A 23,791-nucleotide genomic window follows, 5' to 3' on the forward strand; every position below is an offset into this window, starting at 1 on the left:
GAGATACGACAAGCTCGCCGTCCGCTACGAAGCGACCGTGCTGGTCGCAGCCATCAACGAGTGGCTGTGACCAGCACTTTCGAAACGCCCCCTAGAAGAGATCGCCGCTGCCTGGCTCTCCTCCGGCGCCCCTGCCATGGCCGGCTTCAACCGCCGATTCGCCCCCGCCGTACAGGACCTCAAGCGCTCCCTCCTCCCCGACGCCCCGCTGCAAATCACCTATCGCGTCTTCGCCGGCAAACTCCCGGCGGACCATTGGTACTTCAATCCCCACCACGGCGGTCGGCTCCTCGGTGAAGTGTGCCACTTCATCGACACGGCGACCTTCCTCACAGGGAGCCGACCCCACAGCGTCACCGCCACGAGCCCCGACAGCCACGACCCCGCCACCGCCCAAAGCACCACCCTTCACATCACGTACGCCAATGGGTCCACCGCCTCCATCCTCTACGGCGGGCTCACACCCCCCGGTGCACCCAAGGAATCCCTCGAAGTCGCGGCCGACGGCCTAGCGGCAACGCTGAGCGACTTCCACACCCTCACCCGGTGGACGGGCGGCAAGCCGGCCACCACCAGGTACCGTGGCGCCTCCAAAGGCCACGCCGAGCAGATGCAGGCGCTCGTCGGCCTCGTCCAGGGTCGATCCGTCCCCGACGCCGATTTCCGCACTGCCCTGTGGAGTTCGCTCGTCGCCTGCAGGGCGGCCCATGCGGCAACGCAGGGCGGCACCGTCGAAGTAGCTCCCACCACACCCGCCCTGCACGCCTCGTTGCAGGACCCTGCCGACGGCCACGGCAATTCCAGCGCTGCCCACGCATCGCCAAGGTCCGGTGACGCCGACGGCTCGTCCGACAAGAGCAGCGCGGGGAGTGCGGTGCCCAAGGCGGTTCCGCGTTGACGTGCGGCTTCGTCGTACCACCAGCCAGCCCAAGGCTCTCGAACCCCGACTCGACGTCTGCGCCGCCATGAGCCACTCGGCCCCGACACGAGCGCCCCATCAGCCTCCGTCGTTCCAACTGGCGCGGAGCCGTCCGCTTCCGCAGCCTGACCGTCATCGACCCCGACCCGCACGGCAACCAAGCCCTTGGGCACCCCGAGCGCGGGATCCTGGTCTACTATGGCGAGGTCTCCACGGTGTCCGACGGCATCAGGTCCAAAGCACACATCGATGAAGCCAGACAGTTGGGTTTCCGCAGCAGGCGGCCTTCTCCTGCTTCACCGAACCATCGCCGTGACGAGAGCCCGTCGGCGCCCATCCGGATGCCGACAGCGGAACGGCCCCCGCTCATTTCCTGAGTGCCGAAGGCTGGATTCGACGCCTTCGCGCGTGCCAGGGCATCCGCCCGTCTGCGACGCTGGGGCACGGACGCGGCATCCGGGCAACGGCCTCGGCCGGAGCTCCAGCCGTCCGCGAGCGTCGCGAACCCCCAGTGGTCGACGGACGCACGCCGGACCGGCACGAAGGCGGTAGACGAGGAAATCCATGCTCACTTCCACCGAGTACGCGACGCTGACCGCGCTGGACATCGCCCGTCACGTCACACAAGGCGCGTTGTCGGCCCGTGAAATCGTCTCGGCGGCTCTCGCACGCCTATCCGAACACGATCGAGTGCTACGCGCGTTCACCGCCGTGTGGCCCGAGCAAGCCCTCCGACGTGCCTCGGAAGTCGACGATCAGGTGACCCGCGGTGTCGTCCTGCCGCTGGCCGGTGTACCGATCGGCGTCAAGGCCACTGAGGGGCCCGGCTCCTTCCAGAACCGGCGCCTGGTGGCCGCCGGATGCGTACCGGTCGGCGCCACCTCGGTGCCTCGTGGCCGCCACGGATGGCAGACCTACGGTCACACGGATCGTGGTCCCACTCTCAACCCGCTCCATCCCGAGTGGTCGCCCGGTGGATCGTCGGCCGGGTCTGCGGCGGCTGTCGCCGCCGGGCTCGTCCCGGTCGCCAGTGGTTCGGACGGCGCCGGGTCCGTGCGGATCCCCGCCGCCTGGTGCGGCGTCTTCGGCTACAAGACCACCAACGGCCTGCTGCCCGCCCGGGACCGGGCCGGCTTGAACTGCCCGGGCGCCCTGACCCGCACCCCGCAGGACGCGGCTGCGTACCTCGAGGCGATCGCCCCCGCGCACGCGCGCACGGTCGGCGCTTCCGTGCCGAGGGCAACGTGGTCCGCCACCCTGGGCTTTGCGAACACCGACCCCGAGGTTGCCGACGTCGCCCGCCGAGCGGCACGAAGGTTGGCGGACGCCGGGCTGCTTTCGCTCGCTGACGCCCCTGACCTGGTTCTGGACGATCCGGCCGCCGCCTGGAGCGGATTGCGCTCCGGAGAGCCCGTGGGAGAAGACGTGAGCGCCACCATCCGAACGAACGCGCACCGCCTGCGGAAACACTTCGCACGAGCGGACTTCATCGTGACCCCCACCACACCGCACCCCCCACATGGTCACGACGGCCCCGGCGCCCGCATGAGCGTGGCTCTGACCTGGGCCTTCAACGTCAGTGGGCATCCGGCCGTCAGCCTGCCAGCCGGGACCACCTCACGAGGTGAGCCGGTCGGCCTGCAACTCATAGCGCGTCCACACGGCGACGCCACGCTCCTCAAGCTCGCCTGCCGCGCCTACACCACCTCCGAGTGGCATTGACGAGAGCAACTCCGTTTAATTCAGCTGGAGTTGAGTCAAAACTCGGGCTGTTTCTGTAGCGGTGCGATACGCCCTCCTCCCATCGTCCGCGGCTTCTGCGATGCACGGCGATCGTCGGCCTGCCTTCCACCGTATTCGGGGCGGGACATGCGAACCGATCAACCGGGAAACGCAGGGGCGAACGACACGGGAGCCCACACCTCCGAGTGCTTCGCTTGGACGCACCGTCGCGACCGGACGGGGCCACCGAGGTGGAAACTCAGGCAAAGAGGGGAATGGTGTACATGTATGTCGTCCACCATGGTGATGGGTCACGCTCGGTTCCTGCACAGGGCGTTCGACCGACGGCGGGGCCGGTCGCGGGCTGTACGGCCCCCATCCCGGCTCGCGAAGCCCCGGCCGCTCCTCCGGCACGGGGAAACGGCTCCCCTGGCCATCGAGGTGCCACGGGCAGCCAACACGTCTGACCACACGGAAGTGAGCTGACCAGAGGTGCTGAGCAGTGATGGGTACTCGGCCATGTGGCGGGCCGGTTGCGCGGGGGCGCTGCTCGTCGCCAGTTTCGCCGTCGCGTCGTGCGGCGGCGACGGTCATGGGGCCGACGCCAAGAACGGCAAGGTCACGGTCGTCTACCGGACCGACGCGAACACGCCAGAGGAGCGGCACGCGGTGTCCGTGGTCCAGAAGTCCCGCGTGCTGGAGCAGGTAGCCGATTGGGTGAACGAGTCGGTCGCGCTTCCGCACGACATGGTGGTCAGGGTCACGGACGAAGTACCGCCAGGTGTGACGGACGCGGTGACACAGCCCGACGGCAGGACGATCTTCGTGCCCCCGTCGTTCCTGGCCCAGATCGAGAACGCCCTCGGAAACGTCGTCAAGACGGTCAAGCGCCCCGCCGTCTTCCCCGAGGCCCAGTACAACGCCGACCGCCTGACAGCACTGTCCACTCAGTTCGTCTTCGGCCACGAGATGGGGCACGCCCTGCAACGACAGCTGCTACTGGCGAACCTCGGCCTTGAGGAGGACGCCGCCGACGGGTTCGCGTCGTTCTACACCATCAATGAGGTCGGGCCCTATCCATCGCTGGCGGCTGCCGTCCTGTTCGACGAAATCGCCCGCATGGAAGGCAAGCTCACCCTCGAGGGTCTGTCGAGCGACCATCCCGTCACACAACAGCGGGTCTTCCACATCCTGTGCTACGTGGCGGGCAGCGACCCGCGGAAGTTTCGCGAACCCCTGGTCAGTACGGGTTACCTGCCGAAGACACGCGCCCCACTGTGTCCGCAGGCTTGGGCAATGCTGGACTTCGGCTGGTGGACGCAGCTCCGGCCGCATTTCACCGCGAGGTTCGACGACGAGGGCGACGAGCAGCTGCGGAACGCGCACGACCACCTGGTCGCGGAGACCAAGGCTTTCACGGAGAACCTCGACACCATCCGCAGGGGGCAGTGACGCTCCGCGGACCCGGTTCCGCCTCGGGAACGGCGGGGCTTCTCCTGCCCGAACCTCATAGAACATCCCACCGACGAACGGACTGTCACCACCGGCCCGGCGCACTTCCCCGCACCGATCGGACCGACGCAGCGTCGCGCTGTGCCGGAGATCCTAGGCTGAGCAGGGCGAGGTACGGCATGCCGTGGACCCGGTCCGCGCGGCGCAACCGAGCAGGTGTTTTCGGACGGCGGACGAACGGGAGAGCAGGGTGGGCGTCACCGAGCGGGAGCTGACCAGCCCTTGGGAAGGCGTAGTGGCCGCCCCGGCGGGTGGCAGCGACATCGGCGTTCTCGTCCTCGCAGGATCCAGTGGGCGGATCGAGCGCGAGCGTGCGCGCATCTTCGCTCGACACGGCTTCGCAGCCCTGGCGATCCGCTGGTTCGGCGGCCCGGGACAGCCTCAGGGAATCTGCGAGGTTCCGCTGGAGACCTTCGTCCTGGCCGTCGATTTCCTCCGTCGGAGCGGAGCACGACGCATCGGGATCCTCGGCACCTCCAAGGGAGCCGAGGCGGCGCTGCTCACGGCTGTGCACGATCGCCGCGTGGACGTGGCCATCGCGCTGTCGCCGACCTCGCGGGTCTGGTGCAATATCGGCCCGGGGCGCGACGGCGCGCTGCGCCCGTACCGCTCGTCCTGGACGTGGCGGGGGCGGCCGCTGCCCTTCGTTCCGATGGACGATCGTTGGACGGCCGCGGAGTCGGACAAGGGCCCCTCCGCCATCCGTCCATGGTACGAACTCAGCGAGCGGACCTACGCTCACCTGCTTGAGGCGGCGACCATCCCCGTGGAAACGGCCAGAGCCGACCTGCTACTGGTAGCGAGTGGGGACGACGCGATGTGGCCGTCACTTCCGTTCGCGCACCAGTTGGTGCGGCGTCGGATGTCGGCGGCGGCAACAGTGCGTCTGATCGCCTGCGACGACGCCGGCCACCGGCCCCGTCTCCCCGATGAGGGTCCCGCACCGGCATCCCCGCACTTCGAGTACGGCGGGACGCCCGAAGCGGATGCGCTCCTGGGCAAGGCTGCCTGGCCCCACGTCCTCGGCGCGTTGCGCGGCGGGTCACCACCCGACACGTCGGGCGATGGCGAACCGGACGTGTGTGGGGACTCGGAGAGACCGAGGCGGGCGCGCCGGTTGCCGTAAGGACGGGTGCACCCTCGGTGCCGAGTGGTGCTGGTCCGGGTCAGCTGGACCGTCTCTGACGGATTCTCACCGCATCGCTTTGCCGGCGGTGTGCCGATGCCGGGCACTGGCTCTGCCGACCGGCGGGGCTGGGCCGTCGACTGTGCGGAATGTTGGCGCAGTAACCTGCCGGCGGATACCGGGATTGCGTGTGCTGCACACGGCCGCGGGACCGACCGTACCGTCGGAATGCCCTCCTCGTTTCGTGCGTTCGGCATCCGGTCTCGATGCGGCGACCCAGGGCTTCGGGTCGTGCTCGTGACTCCGGTACCCCGTTGTCGGCCGAATGTGCGTCAACCGCTTCTGGCGAGGGGGCCGTTCCCCGGGCGGAAGCAGCCGGAAGGCGGCCGATGCCGAGGTGCCGGTCGGCGTCGCCCCACGGAAATGTCCGGGATCGGTAACAGGTGGATCCGTCATGCCGTCGCTCCCGTCCTCCCGGGTGCACGTCGGGTGCAGGCACAGGGGAGAGCGAGGAACCGACATGGGACGCCATCGAAGCCTGGGGATGAACGGCCGCGTACTGGTGGCGGCCATCGGTGTGGCGGGGGTGACGGCCCTGGCCGCGGCGTGGACGACCCAAGCCGTCCCGACCGGCGACGAGTCGGCCTCGTCCACGAAACCACAGCCGAGGCCGGTCGTGAGCCAGACGTCGGTTCCGGATCCCGAACTCCCGGCGCCCACCGTGAGCATGGACATCGCGCACGCCTCCGAAGCGGGCGCCAAGGGCGTCAACATCACGATCGACGACGGTCCGGACCCGAGGTGGACACCCCAGGTCCTCTCGGTACTCAAGGAGAATGGTGTCAAGGCCACCTTCTGCATGGTCGGAACGCAGGCCAAGTCCCATCCCGACCTCGTCAAGGCAGTGGTCTCGGGCGGCCACCGACTGTGCGACCACTCCGTCTCCCACGACACGACCATGGGCACCGCGTCACGTGCCCGCCAGTCCCAGGAGATCCTCGACGCGGCACGGATGATCACCGAGGCCTCTGGAGGCGTCAAGCCGCTCTACTACCGTGCTCCGGGCGGCGCCTTCACGCCGTACAGCCGCCAGCTCGCCGCCGCGCACGGCATGCGCCCGCTCGGCTGGAACGTGGACTCAAAGGACTTCAAGCGACCAGGGGCGGCCGCGATGGTGGCGACCGTGAAGAACGAGATCTCCAACGGTCCCACCGTTCTGTTCCACGACGCGGGGGGAGACCGTAGCCAGACGGTCGTTGCTCTGCGCGAGGTCCTGCCGTGGCTCCGACAGCAGGGTTACGTCTTCGGCTTTCCGGTGCGATAAATCAGCACGGAACGGCGTTCCTGCTGGGCGGATTGTCGTGGGACGTGTCCCGAGCCGTCGATCGGGGCCGGTCCGGGTCCGGAGCGGACGAGTGACCACCGAAGCATTCTTGTGCATGCCAACGCAGCCTCACGGGCCTCCGTCCCAAGACCGTGATCGACTTCCGCCCTGGGCCCGACCCCGCGAACGGAGATGTCGTACGGCCGGGATCTTCGCCGGTGGCTCGCGGAGCACGGCCGAACGGGCCTTCACGAGGGCGCCGCCGACACCCGCACCCGCGGTGCGAGGGCCGGGCGCCCGGAGCGGATCAGCACGGGCGAGCCAGCCTCATAACATCAGACTTCCGGCGCCTGTTGGGGGATTCTCGGGACGATGGGCGGATCATATGACACACGGCGCGGACGATCGGATGGGACGAGGAACGGAGGTACGCGTCGAGCACGCGAGCGCGCGGGGGTGGCATGACATCCGCCAACAGAGGCCACGTTGAAGCGGTCCGCTGGTCCTTTCAGGCGAATTCCCGCGTTCTGCGCACCAGTTCCCGTTCAGGCGTGGAAGCAGTGGTGACGGCCCGCTGCCGATTTCCCCGAGCCGCGGGTGGCTCAGTGAGCGCTGTGGAGGTAGTGATGTTCCGTCTGCTCAAGAACGCCGGCATCGTCGTGGCGGCCGGTGCGGCAGTGATCGGCGGCGCGTCCGTCGCGTCGGCCGACAGCGGTGCGCAGGGCGTTGCCGTGGCTTCGCCCGGGGTGTTGTCCGGGAACGTGATCCAGGTTCCGGTCAGCATCCCCGTCAACGCCTGCGGCAACACCCTCAGCATCATCGGCATGCTGAACCCGTCGGCCGGCAACGCCTGCGGCACCATGACCGCGTCCGACGGCATGTCGTCCACGGGCGCCATGGCCGAGGGCGTGGCCATGTCCTCCCCGGGGGTGCTCTCCGGGAACGTGATCCAGGTTCCGGTCAGCATCCCCGTCAACGCCTGCGGCAACACCCTCACCGCCGTCGGCATGCTGAACCCGTCCATCGGAAACACCTGTGCTTCCTGACGCAGTGCAGCACCAGAACCCGCGACGGGTCAGCCAAACGTTGACGGGTCCGGTCCCTTCGCCGACGCACGGTGGGCAGGGGTCGCGCCCGGACGGATTCGGCTCCTCGTAGGGAGCCGGCTCCGGTCGCCTCGCGAGCCCGACAGGCGCATCGATCCCCTACAGACGTTCGATCGCGTGACCGGGCAGTGGGCGGACATCGCACCCTGGCGGGTGTGTTGAGGGCCCCGGACCGCGTCCGGGGCCCTCAACCGCGCACCTGCACCGGAGCGGCCGAACTCAACCGGTCAGGGAACTCTCATGTTGCCTCGTCGTCGAACCGCGGTCCGGTCGGTGTCGTCTGCGGTGCGGCCTTGGTGAACGAGCCGGGTCGTTGGCCTGTGTCCCCCAGAAAGGGGGCAGCGACCTCGCCCAGGGCGTCGCCGACTTCCGTGAGGTCCTTGCGCACGTCGAGGTGGTCCGCGGCCTCGGCGAGTCGGAGCCCGTCACCGCCTTCCGCCAGGTGCCTGCGCACGAAGGCTCTGGGATGCAGGCCCTCGAAGGCGAAGTCCTGGTACTCCGGTCCCAGTTCGCTCCGGATCTCACGCTCGGCGTCGTCGGCGAAGGAACGCACTTTCCGCAGCACCGCCGTCGCGCTCCGGACGAACGCGGGCAGTCGCTCCGGCCCGAGGACCAGGACGGCGACGACCGCCAGGACGAGGAGCTTGAGGGGACTCAGATCGGTCAGCATCCACGCGCTCCTTGCTCCGCGGCCGCCGAGGACGCCCGGGGGCCATACGCCACATCCCGGGTCCCGCTCCTCTCGACCGGTCCGACGGCCGTGGCCACGATGCTGACAACACGGCGTTCGGCGTCCGCAGCGCTGGGCGGGCACGCGGTCACCAGTCCCCTCCCCCGAACCCGCCTCCCGTATCTGCTCCGAACCCGGCGTCGGCCGGTCCTCCGCCGAAGCCGGCCGGATCGAAGTCCGCTCCGCTGAACTCCCCGCCGTCCGGAAGGTGCTGGTCGCCGAGGCGATCTGCTGCCCCGAAGGCGGCCGGGGCTCCGAGCACGGAGCCGAGAGCCGTACCCACGAGGAGTCCCGTGAGGGCCCCGCCTACTCCTCCGAAGTAGCCATCGGCCCAAGGGGCATAGGTGGGACCTGCGTTCCAGTAGGGCTGTGGTCCTTGCTGGGTGACCACCATGCGAGCGGCCGGGTCCTGTCCCGAGTGGATGCGTGCCGCATCGGCGGCACAGGTGGGCACCGGCCGTGCGGTGCCGTCCTGCGGGGACCAGAGGGTGTCCGTGACCGAGGGGCCGTGACGCGGGTCGAAGAAGCACGGCAGGCGGCGCTGGGGCAGCGGGGCGCCGGTGCGGCGGGCTTCCAGCGTCGCGAGCGCGAACCGCCCCTCGGCGAGCGTCTTCGTGACCGGCTGGACGTCTGCCGGGCGGGCGGCCCCGGCGATCTGCTCCTTGGCCTTGTCGTACATGTCCAGCGCGTAGGTGTAGTCATCGCGCATGGAATCCGTCGCACCGGGGTGCGAAGGGGAGAACGCGACCCCGTCCAGCTCCTCTCCGAATGCCGTGATGTCCTCGTCCACAAGCGTCCGCAGGGCGTCCAGTTCGGCCCGCTCCCGCGTGGCGCGCTTCTTGTTGGCCCGCCGGTACAGGGCGTAGGCACCACCGCCACAGACCACCAGCACACCTCCGGCGATCCATGCCGCCGCCGCTCCGGAGCGGTCTTCCCCGCTGCCGTTCGTCCAGGAGGCGGGAGCATTGCCCCTGGCCTGCTGCAGCGCCTGGTCGACGAAGGCGTTCAGCTCGGTCTTGGGATCGCGCGCGGAAGGGCGCACGGCGTTCTTGATGTTGTCGACCGCGTTCCGGGACATGACGCTCGGGTCGGCACCGGCGTTGAAGCCGTCACCGAGGTGGATGGCGTAGACGCCGGTGATGCCCGTGAGGGCCCGCACCGACGACAACACCGATCCTCGGGGGTACTCGGCGGTGCTCGGCAGCACCGCGACGAAGACCGGTTTGTTCGCGTTCTTGATGCGTTCCGCGAGGGCTTCGGCGTCCGTCGCGGACAACTGCTCCGCGGCACGCGGGTCGACGTAGACGGGGCTCTTCCTCAGCGCGTCGGCGACGGCCTCCACACCGCTCGCCGCATGAGCGGGTGCAGGCAGGAGACCCGCGACGGCGAGCAGCAGCACGGCCAGGACGGCGATCGTGCACGTACGTGCACCACCCCGTCGAACGGTGGGCATCTTGGGATTTCCTCCAGAGGTGTGCAGGGCGCGCCACGGGCGCGCAGAAGAGCAATGGGAGATCCCGTCGTCGAAGGGCCGGGGGACGGCGCATCCGTCCGTATCGGCGCCGTGTCGCTCCGGTGGTCCGCGTGACATCGGTCTGCTGCCATCGCAGGGAGGGAGAACCGCGACGCGGACGCGGTGCTGCTCCCTCCGGCTCGTGTCCGCAGCGGAGCCCCTCGTCGATCCGACGCATGACGAGGGGGCACCCCCACCACTACACTCTTTCAGTTGCGCAATATAGCAAGTTTCTGGCGGGGATGCATCCGGCCAACCGGTGCCGAGTCCCCCCAGAGATCACTCGACTCCAGGTCGCGGCGCCACGCGGACCGCACCGTCGAGCGCCGAGGTCTCCACCCCACCCCTCTCCCACCCTGCAGCCGGGACCGAGCCGGTCGATCCCCGCACCGGACGCACGATCCGCGGCCCATCGGCGCCGACACTTGCCCCCTGCCGGTCGCAACGACCCTCACCCCTGCGGCACGGACGGCGCGCGTACGCCACGGCGACCACCGCGCGACGACGGTCACCACGGACTCGGCGGTCACCGGCGACAAGACCGCCAGCGCCACCCCGGCCCACGACCCACGGACCGGGCGACGGACGACGGACGACGGACGACGGACGACGACACACCCTGCGCGGTCGAGCCCGCGAGATTCCCGACGTCAGTGGGCACCGTTGCGGTCACCCACGGACGGAGCGCCGGTCGCACTCGCCCCCGGGGCGTCCTTGACCACGCGCGGGACCGGCGTCCCGCCCCCGTCATCGGAGAACGAGGCCGCGGGCTGCGACGTCGCGTCGTCGGCCTTCATGGCCTTGGCCTCGCTCTTGAGGATCCGCATGGACTTGCCCAACGCACGTGCGGTGTCGGGCAGTTTCCTGGATCCGAACAGCACGACGACGACGAGGACGACGATCAGCAGGTGCCAGGGTTCCAGGCCGTTGCGGAGCATCGCGCCACCTTCCCTTCCTCTCCTCGGACGGGACACCCGGGCGGTATCCCCATCCAAACGATTGCTACATTGCGCAACTATACAAGCGATGGGGGGCGTCTTCCCTCCGTAGCAGTACGACGGATGAGGGGCACAACCATGCCGACGAGTGACCATGCCGTCCCGTCCCACCGCGCGGGCGGCAGCGAGCCACCCCGCCGCGGACGGTCCCGTGGCACCGGTGCACGGAGGCGTCGCCCCCGCCGCCCGCTGCGCACCGCACTCCTCGTCGTGCTGGCCATGGCGGTGCTCGGTACGGCCGGGCTGGGATGGGTCTACCTGAAGCTGGACCGCAACGTCGACACCTTCGACACGGACGGCGTCTCCAAGAACCGTCCGGCTGCCGATACGTCGAAGGGCGAGAACGTCCTGGTCATCGGCTCCGACGCACGCACCAACGGGAACAACGCACTCGGTGGCGGCGAACGGGACGACGTGGGTCGCTCCGACACCGCGTTGCTTCTGCACGTCTACGCCGACCACCGGCACGCGGTCGCCGTGTCGATTCCCCGCGACACGTTGGTCACCATTCCCCCGTGCAGGCGGCCCGACGGCAGCTGGACGAAGACGCAGCGGAACGCGATGTTCAACGCGGCGTACTCCGTCGGCAACGCCCCCGAGGGCAACCCCGCGTGCACCCAGAACACCGTCGAGAACCTGACGGGGCTCCGCGTCGACCACACCGTGGTGATGGACTTCAAGGGGTTCGCAGCGCTCACGGACGTCGTGGGCGGAGTCACGGTCTGCCTGCCGAAGGACGTCTACGAGAGGGACCTCAATCCCCACCGCGCCACCCGGGGCAAGCGACTGTTCAGCAAGGGGCGACAGGCCGTGTCCGGGGAGAAGGCACTTGACTACGTACGCATCCGGCACGGCATGGGTGACGGCTCCGACATCGGGCGCATCAAGCGCCAGCAGGCTTTCATGGCGAGTCTGTTCACCAAGGTGAAGAGCGAAGGGCTCACCCCGACCAAGCTGTTGCCCCTCGCTGACGCCGCCACCAAGTCGTTGACCGTCGACCCCGGGTTGGGGACGGTGGAAAAGTTGGTCTCATTCGCCGTGTCGTTGAAGGACATCGACCTCCACAACACGAAGTTCGTCACCATACCCTGGCGGTACCAGGGCTCGCGGGTCGCGATCGTCGAGCCGGACGCCTCCGAACTGTGGGCGGCACTCAGGGCCGACCGCACGGTCGACGGCGAGGACGCGGGCGCCACGAAGGGCGGGACGGCCTCCGCCCGGCCACCGGGGGCCCGCGCGGACACGCCCGCGAAGAACGTCGACGTCGCGGTCTACAACGGAACCACCACCGAGGGCCTGGCTGCCCGCGCAGCCTCGACGCTCACCCAGCACGGGTTCACCGTCACCCGCACCGCCAACGCCAGCGCCCAGGACCACTCGACCACCGTCGTCGAGTTCGACCCGCGCTTCGAGGCACAGGCCCGACAGGTCGCCGGCCTGTTCCCCGGGGCCGAGTTCACGGCCGTTCCCGGCGCGGGCATCACGGTCGTCCTCGGCCGGAACTACACGGCCCCGGGCGCCGGTGCACAGGCTCCGAACGCCGTCCCGCCGTCGGTGGCGAACAGCACACGTTCGGCGGACGACGATCCATGTTCGGACCTGACCTTCGGGTCAGGAGGGTGAGGCCCGGTCGACGGCGCACCGTCCACCGGGACAGCGCGTTGTGCCCGCCCGTCCCCCGACGTCGTCCGGTCGTCACGGCAACGGATGGCCCCGTTCACATCGCAGGAGGTGGTGCCCCGCTGCGGCGGACGGCCTCGGCGCGGCGGCGCTCGTCACGTGCCCGGGCCGCGAGGAGGGCAGCGGCGTAGACGGCGAGAACACAGCCGAGAAGCAGGTAGTAGCTGGGCGGCAGGGCGCTCAGGCCGAGCACCGGCCCGAGCGGTGAGGGCGGCAGGACGAGTCCCACGACGGCCAGTGCCGCCGCCGCCCACTGGACCGGTCCAAGCGCGCCTCGCGCGACGCGGCGGTGGCCGGTGCGCAGGATCACCATCACCAGCGCCTGGGTGAGCAGGTTCTCGGTGAACCAGCCGGAGTGGAAGAGCGCTTCGTCGTCGCCCGTCCCCGCGCTCCGGAGGGACAGCGCCAGGGCGCCGAAAGTGGCCAGGTCGGCGAGCGCGTTGAGCGCTCCGAAGCCGGTGAGGAAACGGAGCAGGGCCCCGGGGTCGAGCCGGATCGGGCGGCGCAGCACGGACGGGTCCGGGCGGTCGTAGGCGAACGCGAGCTGAGCCGTGTCGAAGCACAGGTTCTGGACCAGCACCTGCGTGGGGAGCATCGGCAGGAAGGGCAGGAGCAGACCGGCAGAGAGCATCGCAATGACGTTGCCGAGGTTCGACGACAGCGTGACGCGCAGGTACGTGGCGATGTTGCCGCCGCTGAACCGGCCGGACCTGACAGCGTGGCCGATCGCGGTGAGGTCCTTCTCGGCCAGGATCACATCGGCGCTCTCGCGGGCCACGTCGGTGGCGCCGCGCGGGGCGATGCCCACGTCGGCGGCGCGCAGGGCGGGCAGGTCGTTGACGCCGTCCCCGAGGAACCCGACCGTGCGGCCCGTGGACCGCAGGGCGGCTGTGATGCGCGCCTTGTGGTCGGGGGTGCAGCGGGCGAAGACCGTCGTCCGGCGGACGAGGCCGGCGAGGTCGGCGTCGCCGAGGCGGTCGATGCGGTCCGCGGTCAGGACGTGGTCCGGACCGCTGGGGAGGTCGAGGTCCCGGCAGACGCGGGCCGCGGTGCCCGGGTGATCACCTGTGAGGATCTTGACGGAGACGCCGTGCTCGGCGAGCACGCCGAGCGCGCCGGCGGCGGTCGGCGCGAGCGCGTCGCGGAAGGTGACCAAGCCGCGGAGGGTCAGTCCGCGTTCATCGGACGGTGTGTACGGCCCGGTACGGGCGCGGCGTTCTGACGTGGCGACGGCGAGGACGCGCAAACCCTCCTCGGCCGCGGCCGCCGCCAGGGTCGACAGCCGTCGGTGTCCGTCCTGCTCCGGCGTGCAGCGCGCGAGGACTTCTTCGACCGCTCCCTTGACCACGAGCGTGTGCGTGCCGAGGCGACCTGGGGTGCGGACGACCGCGGTGGAGAGTCGGCGCTGCGGGTCGAAGGGCACGGACGCCACGCCGTCGTACGCCAGGACGTCGTCCTCGACGGCCGCGTCCAGGACCGCCGCGTCGAGGGCGTCGGGTTCGGGGACCTCGGCGAGTTGCAGAGTCCACCAGGCGTTGACGGTCGCCCAGCGCAGCACGTCGAGGTCTTCGCGGCCTTCCGCGTCCAGAGCCCGTTCCACGATCGGTCGGTCCTGCGTGAGGGTGCCGGTCTTGTCGAGGCACAGCACCTCGACGGCACCGAGATCGTGCAACGCCGGCAGCCGCTTGACGATGACTCCGTGTGCCCGGGCGAGGTGCGCGGCGCCGCGTGCCAGGCAGGTCGTCACGATGACCGGCAGCATCTCCGGGGTCAGCCCCACCGCCACGGCCACGGCGAACGGCAGCGTCTCGAGACCGCGTCCGCGCAGTGCCGCGTTGGCCATCAGCACGAGCGGCGGGGCGAGCAGCATGAAACGGATGAGGATCCACGAGATGCCGTGCACCGACCGGTCGAAGGCACTCGACTCCCGCTGCCACGCCGAAGCCCCGCCGGTGGCTGCGAGGCGGGTGCGCGCTCCCGTCCCGACGACGACGGCGGTGCCGGTACCGGAGGCGACGCTGCTGCCCTGGAAGCACAGCTGGGGCTGTGCGAGCACGCCGCCGTCGCCCGACGCCGGGACGTCGACGGCGTACTTCGCCACCGGCGTCGATTCGCCGGTCAACGTGGACTGGTGGACCGACAGACCGCTCGCGCGGAGCAGCCGCACGTCCGCGGGAACCACGTCCCCCGGGCCGAACCGGACGATGTCACCGGGTACCAGTTCATCCACGGGGACTTCCCTGGCCGTCGGGGGCGCGTCCTCGCCTGCGCGCCGCACCACGGTCGACGTGGTGCTCACGAGCCGGCGCAGGGCGGCCGTCGACCGGTCCGCCCGGTGCTCACCGGCGGCGCGCAACACGCAGCTGACGACGACGAGGAAGAGGATCACACAGGCGGTCCCCCAGGCCTGCACGGCCGCGGCCACCACTCCGAGACCGAGCAGCACGGCCGTGAACGGGTCCCGCAGTCCGCGGACGACCAACCTCGGCCAGGTCGGGCTTCGGCGCGCCGGGAGTGCGTTGTCGCCGAAGCGCTCCAGGCGCCGTACCGCCTGGGCCTCGGTCAGTCCGCGCGGGCCGCAGTCCAGCTGCCTGAGCACCTGCAGCACCGTCGCCGCATCGAGTCCGGTGGCACCGTCACAGGCTGCCCCACCGGCTGCGTGCACCGGTGCTCCGGCGCCCTTTCCCGCGGCGGTATCAGTCCTAAGCACGGGTCCCGCGGAGTCGGTGCACCGAGCCGGAAGCCTCTTCGGCGCGAGCGGACAGCTGGCCGACCATGATCCGGACGATGCTGACGACATCGGGGTCGTCGACGTAGTAGACCTGCCGGCGGCCCTCGCGGCGGGATCGTACGAGACCGGCGAGCTTCAGCTTCGACAGGTGCTGGCTGACCGCGGGAAGTGCTCCGCCCACGCGCTCGGCGAGGTTCGTGACGTCACTCTCGCCCTGGGCCAGTGCCCAGACGATGTGGAGCCGGTGCGCCGCGGACAGCAACCCGAAGGTGGCAGCCGCCTCCGCGAGGACCTCGGCGGAGGGGTCCTCCATGCCACCGACGCTCTTCACCACGGTCCACTCCCGTCCCGACCTGGTCACCGTCACCCACACGTGACGTACCAGTGTAGGTGCGTCGGCACCCCTGCCGTGTCGTCCCCGCCCGGCCCGGCGAGACCCGTCGGGGCGGCGGACACGCGGACGTCGCGGTCGGCTCAGGGCCGGACCGTAGCCGCCCCCAGCCGGTGGCGACGCCCCCCGTGACCGTGGCCCCGTTGTGCTCCCTGAGGCGCGACGGGCAAGCCACAGTGGGGCGGACGAGCGGACGGGGCGCCGGGCCGACGGTGGGTGGGGGCGGCTCCCCACGCACGCGGCCGAGCCCGGCTCACGACGGCGGGGCCTCCTCGCGGAGTCCCGCGCCACCAGCCACGCGGAAGGTGCCTCCGCACCGAGCGGGTTCCTCCGCTGTGGAGGAACCCGCTCGGTGCAGAGCGGAAGGTCTCGCAAATGATCTACCGGTCGGGCTTCTTCGCCTGCCGGGCCGCCTTCAACCCGGCTTCGCACGCCTGGCCCATCAGCTTCTCGCCACGCCCCTGGGCCTGCAGCTCGGGGTCGCCCAGGGCCTTGCCGGTGCTCTCCTTTATCTTGCCTTTCACCCGCTTGGCCTTCGCCCTTGCCTTGCCCATGAGGTCGTCCTTCTCGACTGAGGAAAAACCAGCCCCTCCACCCTGCGGGGACCGGACGGCATCCGCAATCGGTGGTCCCGGGACCGCGGTCGACCGCAGCATCAGTGGGTCGGCACGGAGCCGGAGCCCCCGGCGGGCGCTCCCGTCCGCACGGGCCCGCCATCCGGCTCGCGCGGCACGCCGATGACGCCTGCGAGGCCGGTCAACGACGGGCCGGTGTGTCGCCCGCGGTTGGGTCCTCATCAAGGCCCGCGGGCGTCCGGTCGTCATCCGACCGACTCCACAGGCGGATCCGATCGGCGGTGGAACGGCCCCCCACTCCGGCTCGGACCAACCGTGCCACGGCCGCCGTGCCGTTGCGGGGCGCGGTGAATCGCAGGCCCGGGCCGTGCAGCATCGCCGCGGAAACATGGCCGGGCCCCGGTGGCGACGCGTGCCCGGGGCGGCGGCGGGACGAACCGCGTCGACGCGCTCGATGTCCCTGGAGTGGTCAGTGGCCACCTGCACCACCGCGGACGCGCCCGTGAGCACCGGGTTCCGGGCGGGCGCCAGCACGGCGGCCGCGACACCGACCGCCCCGTCGTCGGTCCCGTGGCACGACGGACGCCCCTCCCGGGCCCATGCCGTCGCAGCACGCTGCCGGCTCACACGGATTTCTGACGGGTGCGCAGGTGACGGGTGGTACAGAGGCCGATCGGCGCGAGCTGCGGAAACACCACGACAGCTACGCTCCGGCCCGCGGCTACCCGCCCGCGTTGTGCCCTTCGGTAGCTCCGTCCTCCCTCCCGTGGCAACGCCGGGCGACCATCGACGGGAACCGCTCGGTCACCGTTCCCGCGCCCTCGGCCGTAGACTTGGTGTCACACCTCGGCACCCCAAGGCGCCGGGGCACCGCCGAGAGCAAGGAGGTGGCGTGATCACCATGGTGCATGCCGCTGCTGGTGCTGCCTGACGGGGGACGGCGCCGACGGCAGTGAGGCTGGACGACACCTACCGGCGGCACGTGGCGAGGCCCGCGTGACAGTGACCGGGACAATCACACAAACCCGGTCGTGGTCCGGATTCAGGCACGACCTGATGAAGCTGGAGCCGGAAGTAATCGCCGCTGAAGCGGCGGTGAACCGCGTCCCTCCCCAGCTCAGCCTGCGAACCCTGGCTTACCCAGGGAGAGAACGAACGGAACCCTGCGCCTCCGAGTTGAAGATCACTTCGACTTGGGGAGCAGTACCATCAGCAGAACAACCGAGAACACCGGCTTCACCTGCGAGCACTGCGGCAGGCACGTTGCGGCACTGACGAACGGCAGCTACCGCAATCACTGCCCGCACTGCCTGTACTCGCTGCACGTGGACGACAGGCCCGGAGACCGCATGAACGACTGCCGGGCACTCATGCGCCCGGTGGCCGTCGAGCGCCACTCCGCAAAGGGTTTCATGATCGTCCACCAGTGCACCGGCTGCGGCACCCGCCGCAGGAACCGCGTGGCCGACGACCCGTGCCAGAGCGACGACCTCGAACAGGTCCTCGTCCTCATGCGTACGGACCACGGCCGACGGCAAGCCGGTCGTCCCCCGCGACGCCGGGCTCGCGCCTGACGCACCTCGTGCTCCGGTCCGGTTTCGCGATCGTGTGGCCGTACCCGGTCGGGAACGGGTACGGCCACCGCGTGATCATCGGTTGGTGTGTGGACAAACGACGACGATGACATGTCGCGGGCGTTGTTCCCTGGTCGGACGGAAGGCGTGGCAACCTCCGTCCAACCGGACCGGAACGTGCCAGTACTCCGTCAGAGCGGGGTCGTCCGGGGACGCTCCCTTGACGAGCTGGTGGCGGCGATGCCGGTCCATGACCCCTCATAGAGCGTCCATATCTGGACCATGTGCCATATTAGGGATGCCCCCCTGATGTACCCCCCGAGGAAAGGCACATCATGAGGTTCGCAGTCATCGGTGGTACCGGGCTGATCGGGTCGCAGGTCGTCAAGGTCCTGAACGCCGCCGGCCACGAGGCGGTACCACACTCGCAGTCCACCGGAGTCGACGTCATCAGCGGCCAGGGACTGGACGAGGCGGTGGCGGGAGCCGATGTCATCGTCAACCTGACCAACTCCCCGACCTTCGACGAAGCCTCTCCGGCCTTCTTCCGGACGTCGATGGAGAACCTTCTGACCGCAGCCCAGAAGGGCGGCATCGGCCACTTCGTCATCCTTTCGATCGTCGGCGCGGACCAGGTGCCGGAACTGGACTACTACCGGGCCAAGGTGCTCCAGGAGGACATCCTCGCGGCGGGGTCCATCCCCTACTCGATCGTCCGGGCAACGCAGTTCATGGAGTTCATGGACGCTGTCCTGTCCTGGACCGCCGACGGCGACACCGTCCGGTTGCCCGCCACGCCGATCCAGCCGATCGCCTCCAAGGACGTGGCCCATGCAGTGGCGGAGGTCGCCGCAGGTGCCCCGCTGAATGGCATGCACAACGTCGCCGGCCCCGAGATCTTCCCCCTGGACGAGCTGGGCCGGATCTCCCTGTCCCACAAGGGGGACAACCGTACCGTCGTTACCGACCCCACCGCCGGCATGTTCGCCGTCGTCAAGGGTGACGTCCTCACCGACATGAACGCTCACCTCGCCCCCACCCGCTACGCCGACTGGCTCGCCTGAACGGCTTGTGACCTCCAGCTTTCCGTTCGGCCAGACCTGGACAATCCACGTAGTAGACGACGCTGCCCGATGCCCGAGCGCTGTTGTCGGCCAAACCCGGTCGACAACAGCGCTCAGTACGGTCGGGAACTGGCATGGTGGCTGTCGCTCCGTTTCCCGTCCCCCGCTGGAGCGTGGAGGAGTGTTTCCAGGCAGCCGAGGGCCAAGTCGGCCTGGACCACCACCAGGTGAGGCACTGGGCCTCATGGCACCGGCAGGAGGCCCGGGGGGCGGCGCATGCCGCATCGCCTCGAACCGGTTATTCCGACGCTGGGAGATTCGTCCCGGATCCCCTCGACGCGCATCGTCAACATGTCGGAACGCAGGCCCACTTGGGCGTCGAAGAGGGGGACCGGGGAGTGAAGAGCCCGGATATCGACGGGGGATGCGATATCCGGGCCCTGCGATCATCATAGCCCGACTCGGGAGCTGACATGGCAGCAGTCCCTGCGGTCCGTGGCCGTGTTCCCCGGCGAGCTGGGCTCGGCGGCCCGCGCGCCGACGGGCACGAGCGGGATCGATCTGCGGTCGCGGTCCGCGAACGGTGCAGAGGGGCCCCGGTGGATCCGGGGCCCCTCTGTCGTACGGGCTCGCCCCGCCCCACCCCCGTGGGGGCAGAACGAGCCCGGTCACGGGCGCCCGGTCACAGGGCGAGCGCGGGCGGCTGCACGGGTTCGGGAAGCCGCCGAGCCAGTTGCCGTGCGATGTCGATGACCGTGCGGTCGGCCAGGTAGGGGCCGATGATCTGGAGGGCGATCGGCAGCCCGTCGTCGGTCTTGCCCGCGGGCATGACCACCGCCGGAAGCCTCACGTGCCCGGCCAAGTTCAACCAAGCCGTCTGGTCGAAGTAGGGGCGCTTCTTGCCGTCCACGGTGATGAACCGGTCCGGGACCGGGACGGACGTCTGGTCCTCGACGGCAGTGCAGGGAACGGCCGGCGTGATGAGGACGTCGTGGGTGGCGAAATAGCCATCCCACTGGCGGCGCAGCTTCTCTCGTTCCTCGTTGGCACGCAGCCAGTCCCGGTGCCGCATGGTACGCGAGTGCAGGAAGAGTCCCCTCGGGTCGTCGGCCGGGATCTCGTCCGCTGCCGCGATGTCGTCGGCGAAGCCGCCGTCGGTCGCGGTGGCGCTCGCCGTGGCGAACAACAGTCGTTGGAACAGCCTGTCGCTGTCGGGGAGCTGGACGGGGCGGGCGGTGTCGTCGACCGTGCTGCCCACGGACCGCAGGACTTCGCCGACCTGCTCCAGGAGGTCCCGGATGTTCGCGTCGACGGGGCAGTACGGGTCGTCCGGCCACATGCCCACGCGGTAGTCCGTCAGCCTGGCGTGCTTCGGTCCGGGCAGGTCGATCCTCCAGGCGGCGGCTTCGGCCGGGGCTGGAGCCGCCAGGACGTCGAGGAGCACGTCGAGGTCGTCGGCGTTGCGGGCGAGCGGGCCGAGGGCGAGCATGTCGGAACTGGAGAGCCAGCCCGGCGGCCGGGGGATGTGTCCACGGGTGGGAACGACGCCACCACTGGGCCGCAGTGCGTACACACCGCAGTAGGCGGCCGGGAGGCGGAGGGACCCCGCGAGGTCGGACCCGAGTTCGAGGCTGGTCATGCCCGTGGCGACAGCGGCGGCCGCGCCTCCCGAAGACCCGCCCGGGGTCTTGGTGTCGTCGTACGGGTTCTTCGTCCGACCGAAGACCGGGTTGGAGGTCTGCAGGTCCTGGCACAGAACCGGGACGTTCGTCTTGCCGACGATGATGGCCCCGGCCGCGCGCAGGCGTGCGACGGCGTCGGCGTCCTGCTCGGGGACGTGGGCGGAGAGCTCGGGTGAACCGCAGGTGCTGCGCAGGCCCTTCGTCTCCAGGGCGTCCTTGAGGGTGACGGGCAGCCCGTGCAGCGGACCGAGTGGCTGGCCCGTGCGCGCCATGTGGTGATCGGCCTCGTCGGCGGCCTCGCGTGCCGCGTCCCGGTCCAGGGTGATGACGGCGTTCAGGCCGGGGTTGGTCTTGGCGATGTGCTGGAGGTACTGCTCCAGCAGGGCGCGACTGGTGATCGCGCGCCGGCGCAGCGCGCCGAGTTGCGTGCGGGCGGGAGCCAAGTGCAGGTCGGCGGGGAGCGGTGAGGCACTCGCGCGGGAGCGCCCGGCCGCTGACATGGAGACCATGGACGCCGCTGCGGCTATGGCGGTGGAGGCGATGAGCAGGGTGCGACGGAGGATCACGAGCGGGCTCCTGTGGTGGCGCTGCGGACGTCGGACGCGGTGTGGTTCTCGCTCGCCGGGGGTCTGAAGTACGAGGCGACGCGCTGGAGGTGCAGTAGTTCGTCCTCGGTTGTGACGAGGGAGAGCCCGGCGTCCGCGTACTCGGCGGGGGCGTCGACCGGCTCCCCGGCCGCGTGCCGGACGAGGGCGGCACGGATCTGGTCGGCGGTGACCGCGGCGGCGAGCTCAGGGCCGGCGAGCCCGTCGGCCGCGCGGCGCGTCTCGGCCTGCGCCCGCACCGCCGGTTCGAGGTAGCGGCGCATCAGTTTCTGGCCCTGGCGGATCTCGACGCGGCGGCGCAACAGGGGGAAATGCGCACTGCGGCCGCGCATCACGTCCTGGCCCTGGCGGGCCGGGCGACGCAGTGTGATGCCTGGATCGGCCTGGTCGAGTGCGGACCACAGCGGCTCCAGGCGACGGTAGCGGACGTGCGAGGCGGCCCAGCCGCGGACGCTTCCGGCCCGCCGGGCCACGGTGGGGATGAGGTAGCCGATCTGGGTGAGGGTGGCACCGATGTCCCCGCAGGCCCAGGCGAAATCGTTGAGGCTGCTGACGCTGAACCCCGCTTCGGCACCGACGATGCCGGCGATGCGGATGCCGCTGTACACGAGGGTGATGACGGCTCCGACGGTCACGAGACGGAGGCTGGCGGCGATCGACCGGTTCGTGGCCCTGCGCGCATAGGTCCAGCAGGACAGGGCCAGGTAGCCCTCGGCAACGCTGTACGTGCCGAAGTACAGCAGCACGTAGGCCTGGAAGACGGGATCGTGCGCATAGTACAGAGAGAAGTCGGTGGGTCTGGTCGTGGCCGGGGTGAGCGCGGCGAACAGGAGCGCCATGGCGGCGATGACCGCGAAGGCCGCGACGAGCAGGAGCCGGCTGCGCCTGCGGGCTTCCGCGGACGGCTTCGACCAGTGGGCGAGGACGGTCGCCTGGAGTGCGAGGACGAAGATCACGAAGCTCTGGGCGATCGGCACGACGATGTTCGGAACGCCGAAGAGTCCGTCGATGCGTACCCACACCCAGGTGAGGGAGACGGCGTAGCTGAGCGCGGAGAAGCCGTACGTGAAGGCCAGGGCGACGAGCGCCGGGTCTCGGCGCTGCTTGCCCAGGTCACGCACCAGGACGAGGAACCCGGTACCGGCGATGGCGAGGCACAGGGGGTGGAGGATGTCTTTCACGGGTCCCTATTCGGTCAGCGCAGCAGCGTGCGGGCTATGGGGTCGGCTTCCCTGAGGTCCGGGTCACGGGACGAGCTCACGTGCTCCTGCAAGAGGGATCCGAGCATTTCGGCCTCGAACTCCTCCGGTTCGTTGTAACGGGTCCTTCCCAGGACGAGTTGCACGGTGGCCGGATCGATGTCGGTGATCAGACCGCCCAGGCTGCCTTCGGACATGGAGGCGTTCCCGCGGTGACGCTTGAGCATGTGGCCGAACTCGTGGCCCACGATGATCTCGGCGTGTGCTCGGCTGATGGCGGTGTCGTAGAACACGTAGTCCGTCTCGGCCGTCGCCAGCCACAGGCCGCAGGGCGCGGAGGCGTCGAGGGAGTCGGGTTCCGTCGGGTCCGAAGCGAACGGCATGAGCCGGATGGCGCGCCCCGAGTGCTCCTCCATGAACGGCACGAGGTCCATCACGCTGTCGACCGCGGGCAGTCTGAGTCCCTCGACGAACCGCCTGTTCCGGCGCTCGACCTCGTCGGCTTCGCGGTCCGCCCCGCGGTTACGACGATTGAGCCACATGGAGCATCCTCTTCTCCTGGAGACACCGGTCGCTGGTCACGGCAATCCCTTCGCGGGCTCGTCGTTGAGGCCTTCCTCTGTGCGCACGGCTTCGAGGGCCGCGAGGATCTTGCGCTGGCCGGCGGCTGACACGCCCATCGCACGGAGTGCGATCTGCTCCACCCCGTTTTCCTTCAGCTTGCGGAGGATCTCGAACTGTGTCGCGACCTTCCGCGTGACGTCGTCCTCGACGAAGTAGGCCGCCTCCACTCCGAAGAACCGGGCGAGGAGCGGAACCATGGTGATGGTCGGGGTCCGCTTGCCGGCACGGAGCAGACTGATGTGGGAACGGGTGTAGCTCTCCTCCCCGTACGAGGAGATCGTGCGGGCCACGTGGGCGTTGGTGTACTCCTCGGCCCCCGGGGGACGCACCCGATCGAACAGGAAGTTGAGGCGGTCGCTGAAGGGAGCGCCGGGACCCGGGACCGGAACCGGTCGAACGGCTCCCGGTACATCGGGTCCACCTGTTTCCGTCACTGCGCACCACCCCCACTCCCCGTGGGCGTAACTATAGTTGACGCCCGCCGTGCGTAACTATAGTTGACGATCCGGGAAACAGAAGCCCGGCCTCGGGCCTACGACCTCCGCGTCCGCGGCGCGCGTGCTGTCCGGCGCCTTGCGTACGCCTCGACAACGCGGTGCGCGGAAAGGACGGCGGGGGTACTCGCCCTCCGTCCGGGCAACGACCACCGGAGCAGGGCACGGTACGGCCACCCTGTCGCGGTCGGGCCGAGCCGCGCCGGGTGTCGACACCCGGCG

The 23,791-nt window shown here is 70.0% G+C and carries 19 protein-coding genes; 9 read left to right on the plus strand and 10 right to left on the minus strand.

Features of this window, described 5'->3' with window-relative positions:
* The first annotated feature begins 136 nt into the window (after window positions 1-136).
* From ACFXOM_RS34120 to ACFXOM_RS34145, 6 genes are all read left to right on the plus strand, one after another.
* Window positions 137-898, plus strand: coding sequence for a hypothetical protein (locus ACFXOM_RS34120; protein WP_385041325.1), 762 nt, complete (start codon window positions 137-139; stop codon window positions 896-898).
* A gap of 585 nt (window positions 899-1,483) precedes the next feature.
* The gene (locus tag ACFXOM_RS34125; RefSeq protein ID WP_385041328.1) at window positions 1,484-2,641 is read left to right on the plus strand and encodes an amidase family protein; all 1,158 of its coding nucleotides are present in this window, start codon (window positions 1,484-1,486) and stop codon (window positions 2,639-2,641) included.
* 492 nt (window positions 2,642-3,133) lie between these two features.
* The gene (locus ACFXOM_RS34130; protein WP_385041330.1) at window positions 3,134-4,093 is read left to right on the plus strand and encodes a DUF4344 domain-containing metallopeptidase; all 960 of its coding nucleotides are present in this window, start codon (window positions 3,134-3,136) and stop codon (window positions 4,091-4,093) included.
* Window positions 4,094-4,343: 250 nt separating this feature from the next.
* Window positions 4,344-5,279: an acyl-CoA thioester hydrolase/BAAT C-terminal domain-containing protein gene (locus ACFXOM_RS34135; protein WP_385041333.1), complete on the plus strand. Its 936-nt coding sequence runs from the start codon at window positions 4,344-4,346 to the stop codon at window positions 5,277-5,279.
* Window positions 5,280-5,799: 520 nt separating this feature from the next.
* On the plus strand, window positions 5,800-6,603 hold the full coding sequence (locus ACFXOM_RS34140) for a polysaccharide deacetylase family protein (protein ID WP_384936479.1): 804 nt from the start codon (window positions 5,800-5,802) through the stop codon (window positions 6,601-6,603).
* Window positions 6,604-7,208: 605 nt separating this feature from the next.
* Window positions 7,209-7,649, plus strand: a complete 441-nt coding sequence (locus ACFXOM_RS34145; RefSeq protein ID WP_384936482.1) for a chaplin — start codon at window positions 7,209-7,211, stop codon at window positions 7,647-7,649.
* Window positions 7,650-7,947: 298 nt separating this feature from the next.
* Here the strand turns inward: ACFXOM_RS34145 and ACFXOM_RS34150 are convergent, their stop codons facing one another.
* The 3 genes from ACFXOM_RS34150 to tatA all read right to left on the minus strand — a co-directional run bounded on the left by ACFXOM_RS34150 (window position 7,948) and on the right by tatA (window position 10,890).
* A complete protein-coding gene (locus ACFXOM_RS34150; RefSeq protein ID WP_384948035.1) occupies window positions 7,948-8,379 on the minus strand; it encodes a sec-independent translocase in 432 nt (143 codons plus the stop codon).
* Window positions 8,380-8,527: 148 nt separating this feature from the next.
* On the minus strand, window positions 8,528-9,892 hold the full coding sequence (locus ACFXOM_RS34155) for a hypothetical protein (protein ID WP_384948033.1): 1,365 nt from the start codon (window positions 9,890-9,892) through the stop codon (window positions 8,528-8,530).
* A gap of 710 nt (window positions 9,893-10,602) precedes the next feature.
* A complete protein-coding gene (gene tatA / locus ACFXOM_RS34160) occupies window positions 10,603-10,890 on the minus strand; it encodes a Sec-independent protein translocase subunit TatA (protein WP_384936490.1) in 288 nt (95 codons plus the stop codon).
* Between the two features lie 138 nt (window positions 10,891-11,028).
* On the opposite strand from tatA, the gene ACFXOM_RS34165 reads away from it, so the two are divergent.
* Window positions 11,029-12,573: an LCP family protein gene (locus ACFXOM_RS34165; RefSeq protein WP_384948030.1), complete on the plus strand. Its 1,545-nt coding sequence runs from the start codon at window positions 11,029-11,031 to the stop codon at window positions 12,571-12,573.
* 94 nt (window positions 12,574-12,667) lie between these two features.
* Here ACFXOM_RS34165 and mgtA read toward each other — a convergent pair whose 3' ends face one another.
* From mgtA to ACFXOM_RS34180, 3 genes are all read right to left on the minus strand, one after another.
* Window positions 12,668-15,340 (minus strand): magnesium-translocating P-type ATPase, encoded by a 2,673-nt coding sequence (mgtA, locus tag ACFXOM_RS34170; RefSeq protein ID WP_384936495.1) that lies wholly within the window; start codon window positions 15,338-15,340, stop codon window positions 12,668-12,670.
* Window positions 15,333-15,674, minus strand: coding sequence for an ArsR/SmtB family transcription factor (locus ACFXOM_RS34175; RefSeq protein WP_384936610.1), 342 nt, complete (start codon window positions 15,672-15,674; stop codon window positions 15,333-15,335). The genes mgtA and ACFXOM_RS34175 overlap by 8 nt, the downstream gene beginning before the upstream one ends.
* A gap of 458 nt (window positions 15,675-16,132) precedes the next feature.
* Entirely contained in the window at window positions 16,133-16,306 is a 174-nt protein-coding gene (locus ACFXOM_RS34180; RefSeq protein ID WP_384936499.1) for a CsbD family protein, read from the minus strand.
* A gap of 1,214 nt (window positions 16,307-17,520) precedes the next feature.
* Between ACFXOM_RS34180 and ACFXOM_RS34185 the strand changes: the two genes are divergently transcribed.
* Window positions 17,521-17,901 carry an RNHCP domain-containing protein gene (locus ACFXOM_RS34185; RefSeq protein ID WP_384936502.1) on the plus strand — a complete coding sequence of 127 codons (381 nt, stop codon included), beginning with the start codon at window positions 17,521-17,523 and terminating at the stop codon, window positions 17,899-17,901.
* A gap of 335 nt (window positions 17,902-18,236) precedes the next feature.
* Window positions 18,237-18,965: an SDR family oxidoreductase gene (locus ACFXOM_RS34190; protein ID WP_384948026.1), complete on the plus strand. Its 729-nt coding sequence runs from the start codon at window positions 18,237-18,239 to the stop codon at window positions 18,963-18,965.
* Between the two features lie 682 nt (window positions 18,966-19,647).
* On the opposite strand, the gene ACFXOM_RS34195 is transcribed toward ACFXOM_RS34190, so the two are convergent.
* Genes ACFXOM_RS34195 through ACFXOM_RS34210 form a run of 4 tightly spaced genes read right to left on the minus strand, consistent with a single transcriptional unit; the run spans window position 19,648 to window position 23,509 of the window.
* A complete protein-coding gene (locus ACFXOM_RS34195) occupies window positions 19,648-21,213 on the minus strand; it encodes an amidase (protein WP_384936507.1) in 1,566 nt (521 codons plus the stop codon).
* Entirely contained in the window at window positions 21,210-22,433 is a 1,224-nt protein-coding gene (locus tag ACFXOM_RS34200; RefSeq protein WP_384936510.1) for an MAB_1171c family putative transporter, read from the minus strand. The genes ACFXOM_RS34195 and ACFXOM_RS34200 overlap by 4 nt, the downstream gene beginning before the upstream one ends.
* Before the next feature lie 14 nt (window positions 22,434-22,447).
* Window positions 22,448-22,993 (minus strand): hypothetical protein, encoded by a 546-nt coding sequence (locus ACFXOM_RS34205; RefSeq protein ID WP_384936513.1) that lies wholly within the window; start codon window positions 22,991-22,993, stop codon window positions 22,448-22,450.
* 36 nt (window positions 22,994-23,029) lie between these two features.
* Window positions 23,030-23,509 carry a hypothetical protein gene (locus ACFXOM_RS34210; protein WP_384936516.1) on the minus strand — a complete coding sequence of 160 codons (480 nt, stop codon included), beginning with the start codon at window positions 23,507-23,509 and terminating at the stop codon, window positions 23,030-23,032.
* Window positions 23,510-23,791 lie beyond the last annotated feature (282 nt).

The sequence above is a fragment of the Streptomyces sp. NPDC059169 genome, assembly GCF_042755225.1.
Taxonomy (GTDB): Bacteria; Actinomycetota; Actinomycetes; order Streptomycetales; family Streptomycetaceae; genus Streptomyces.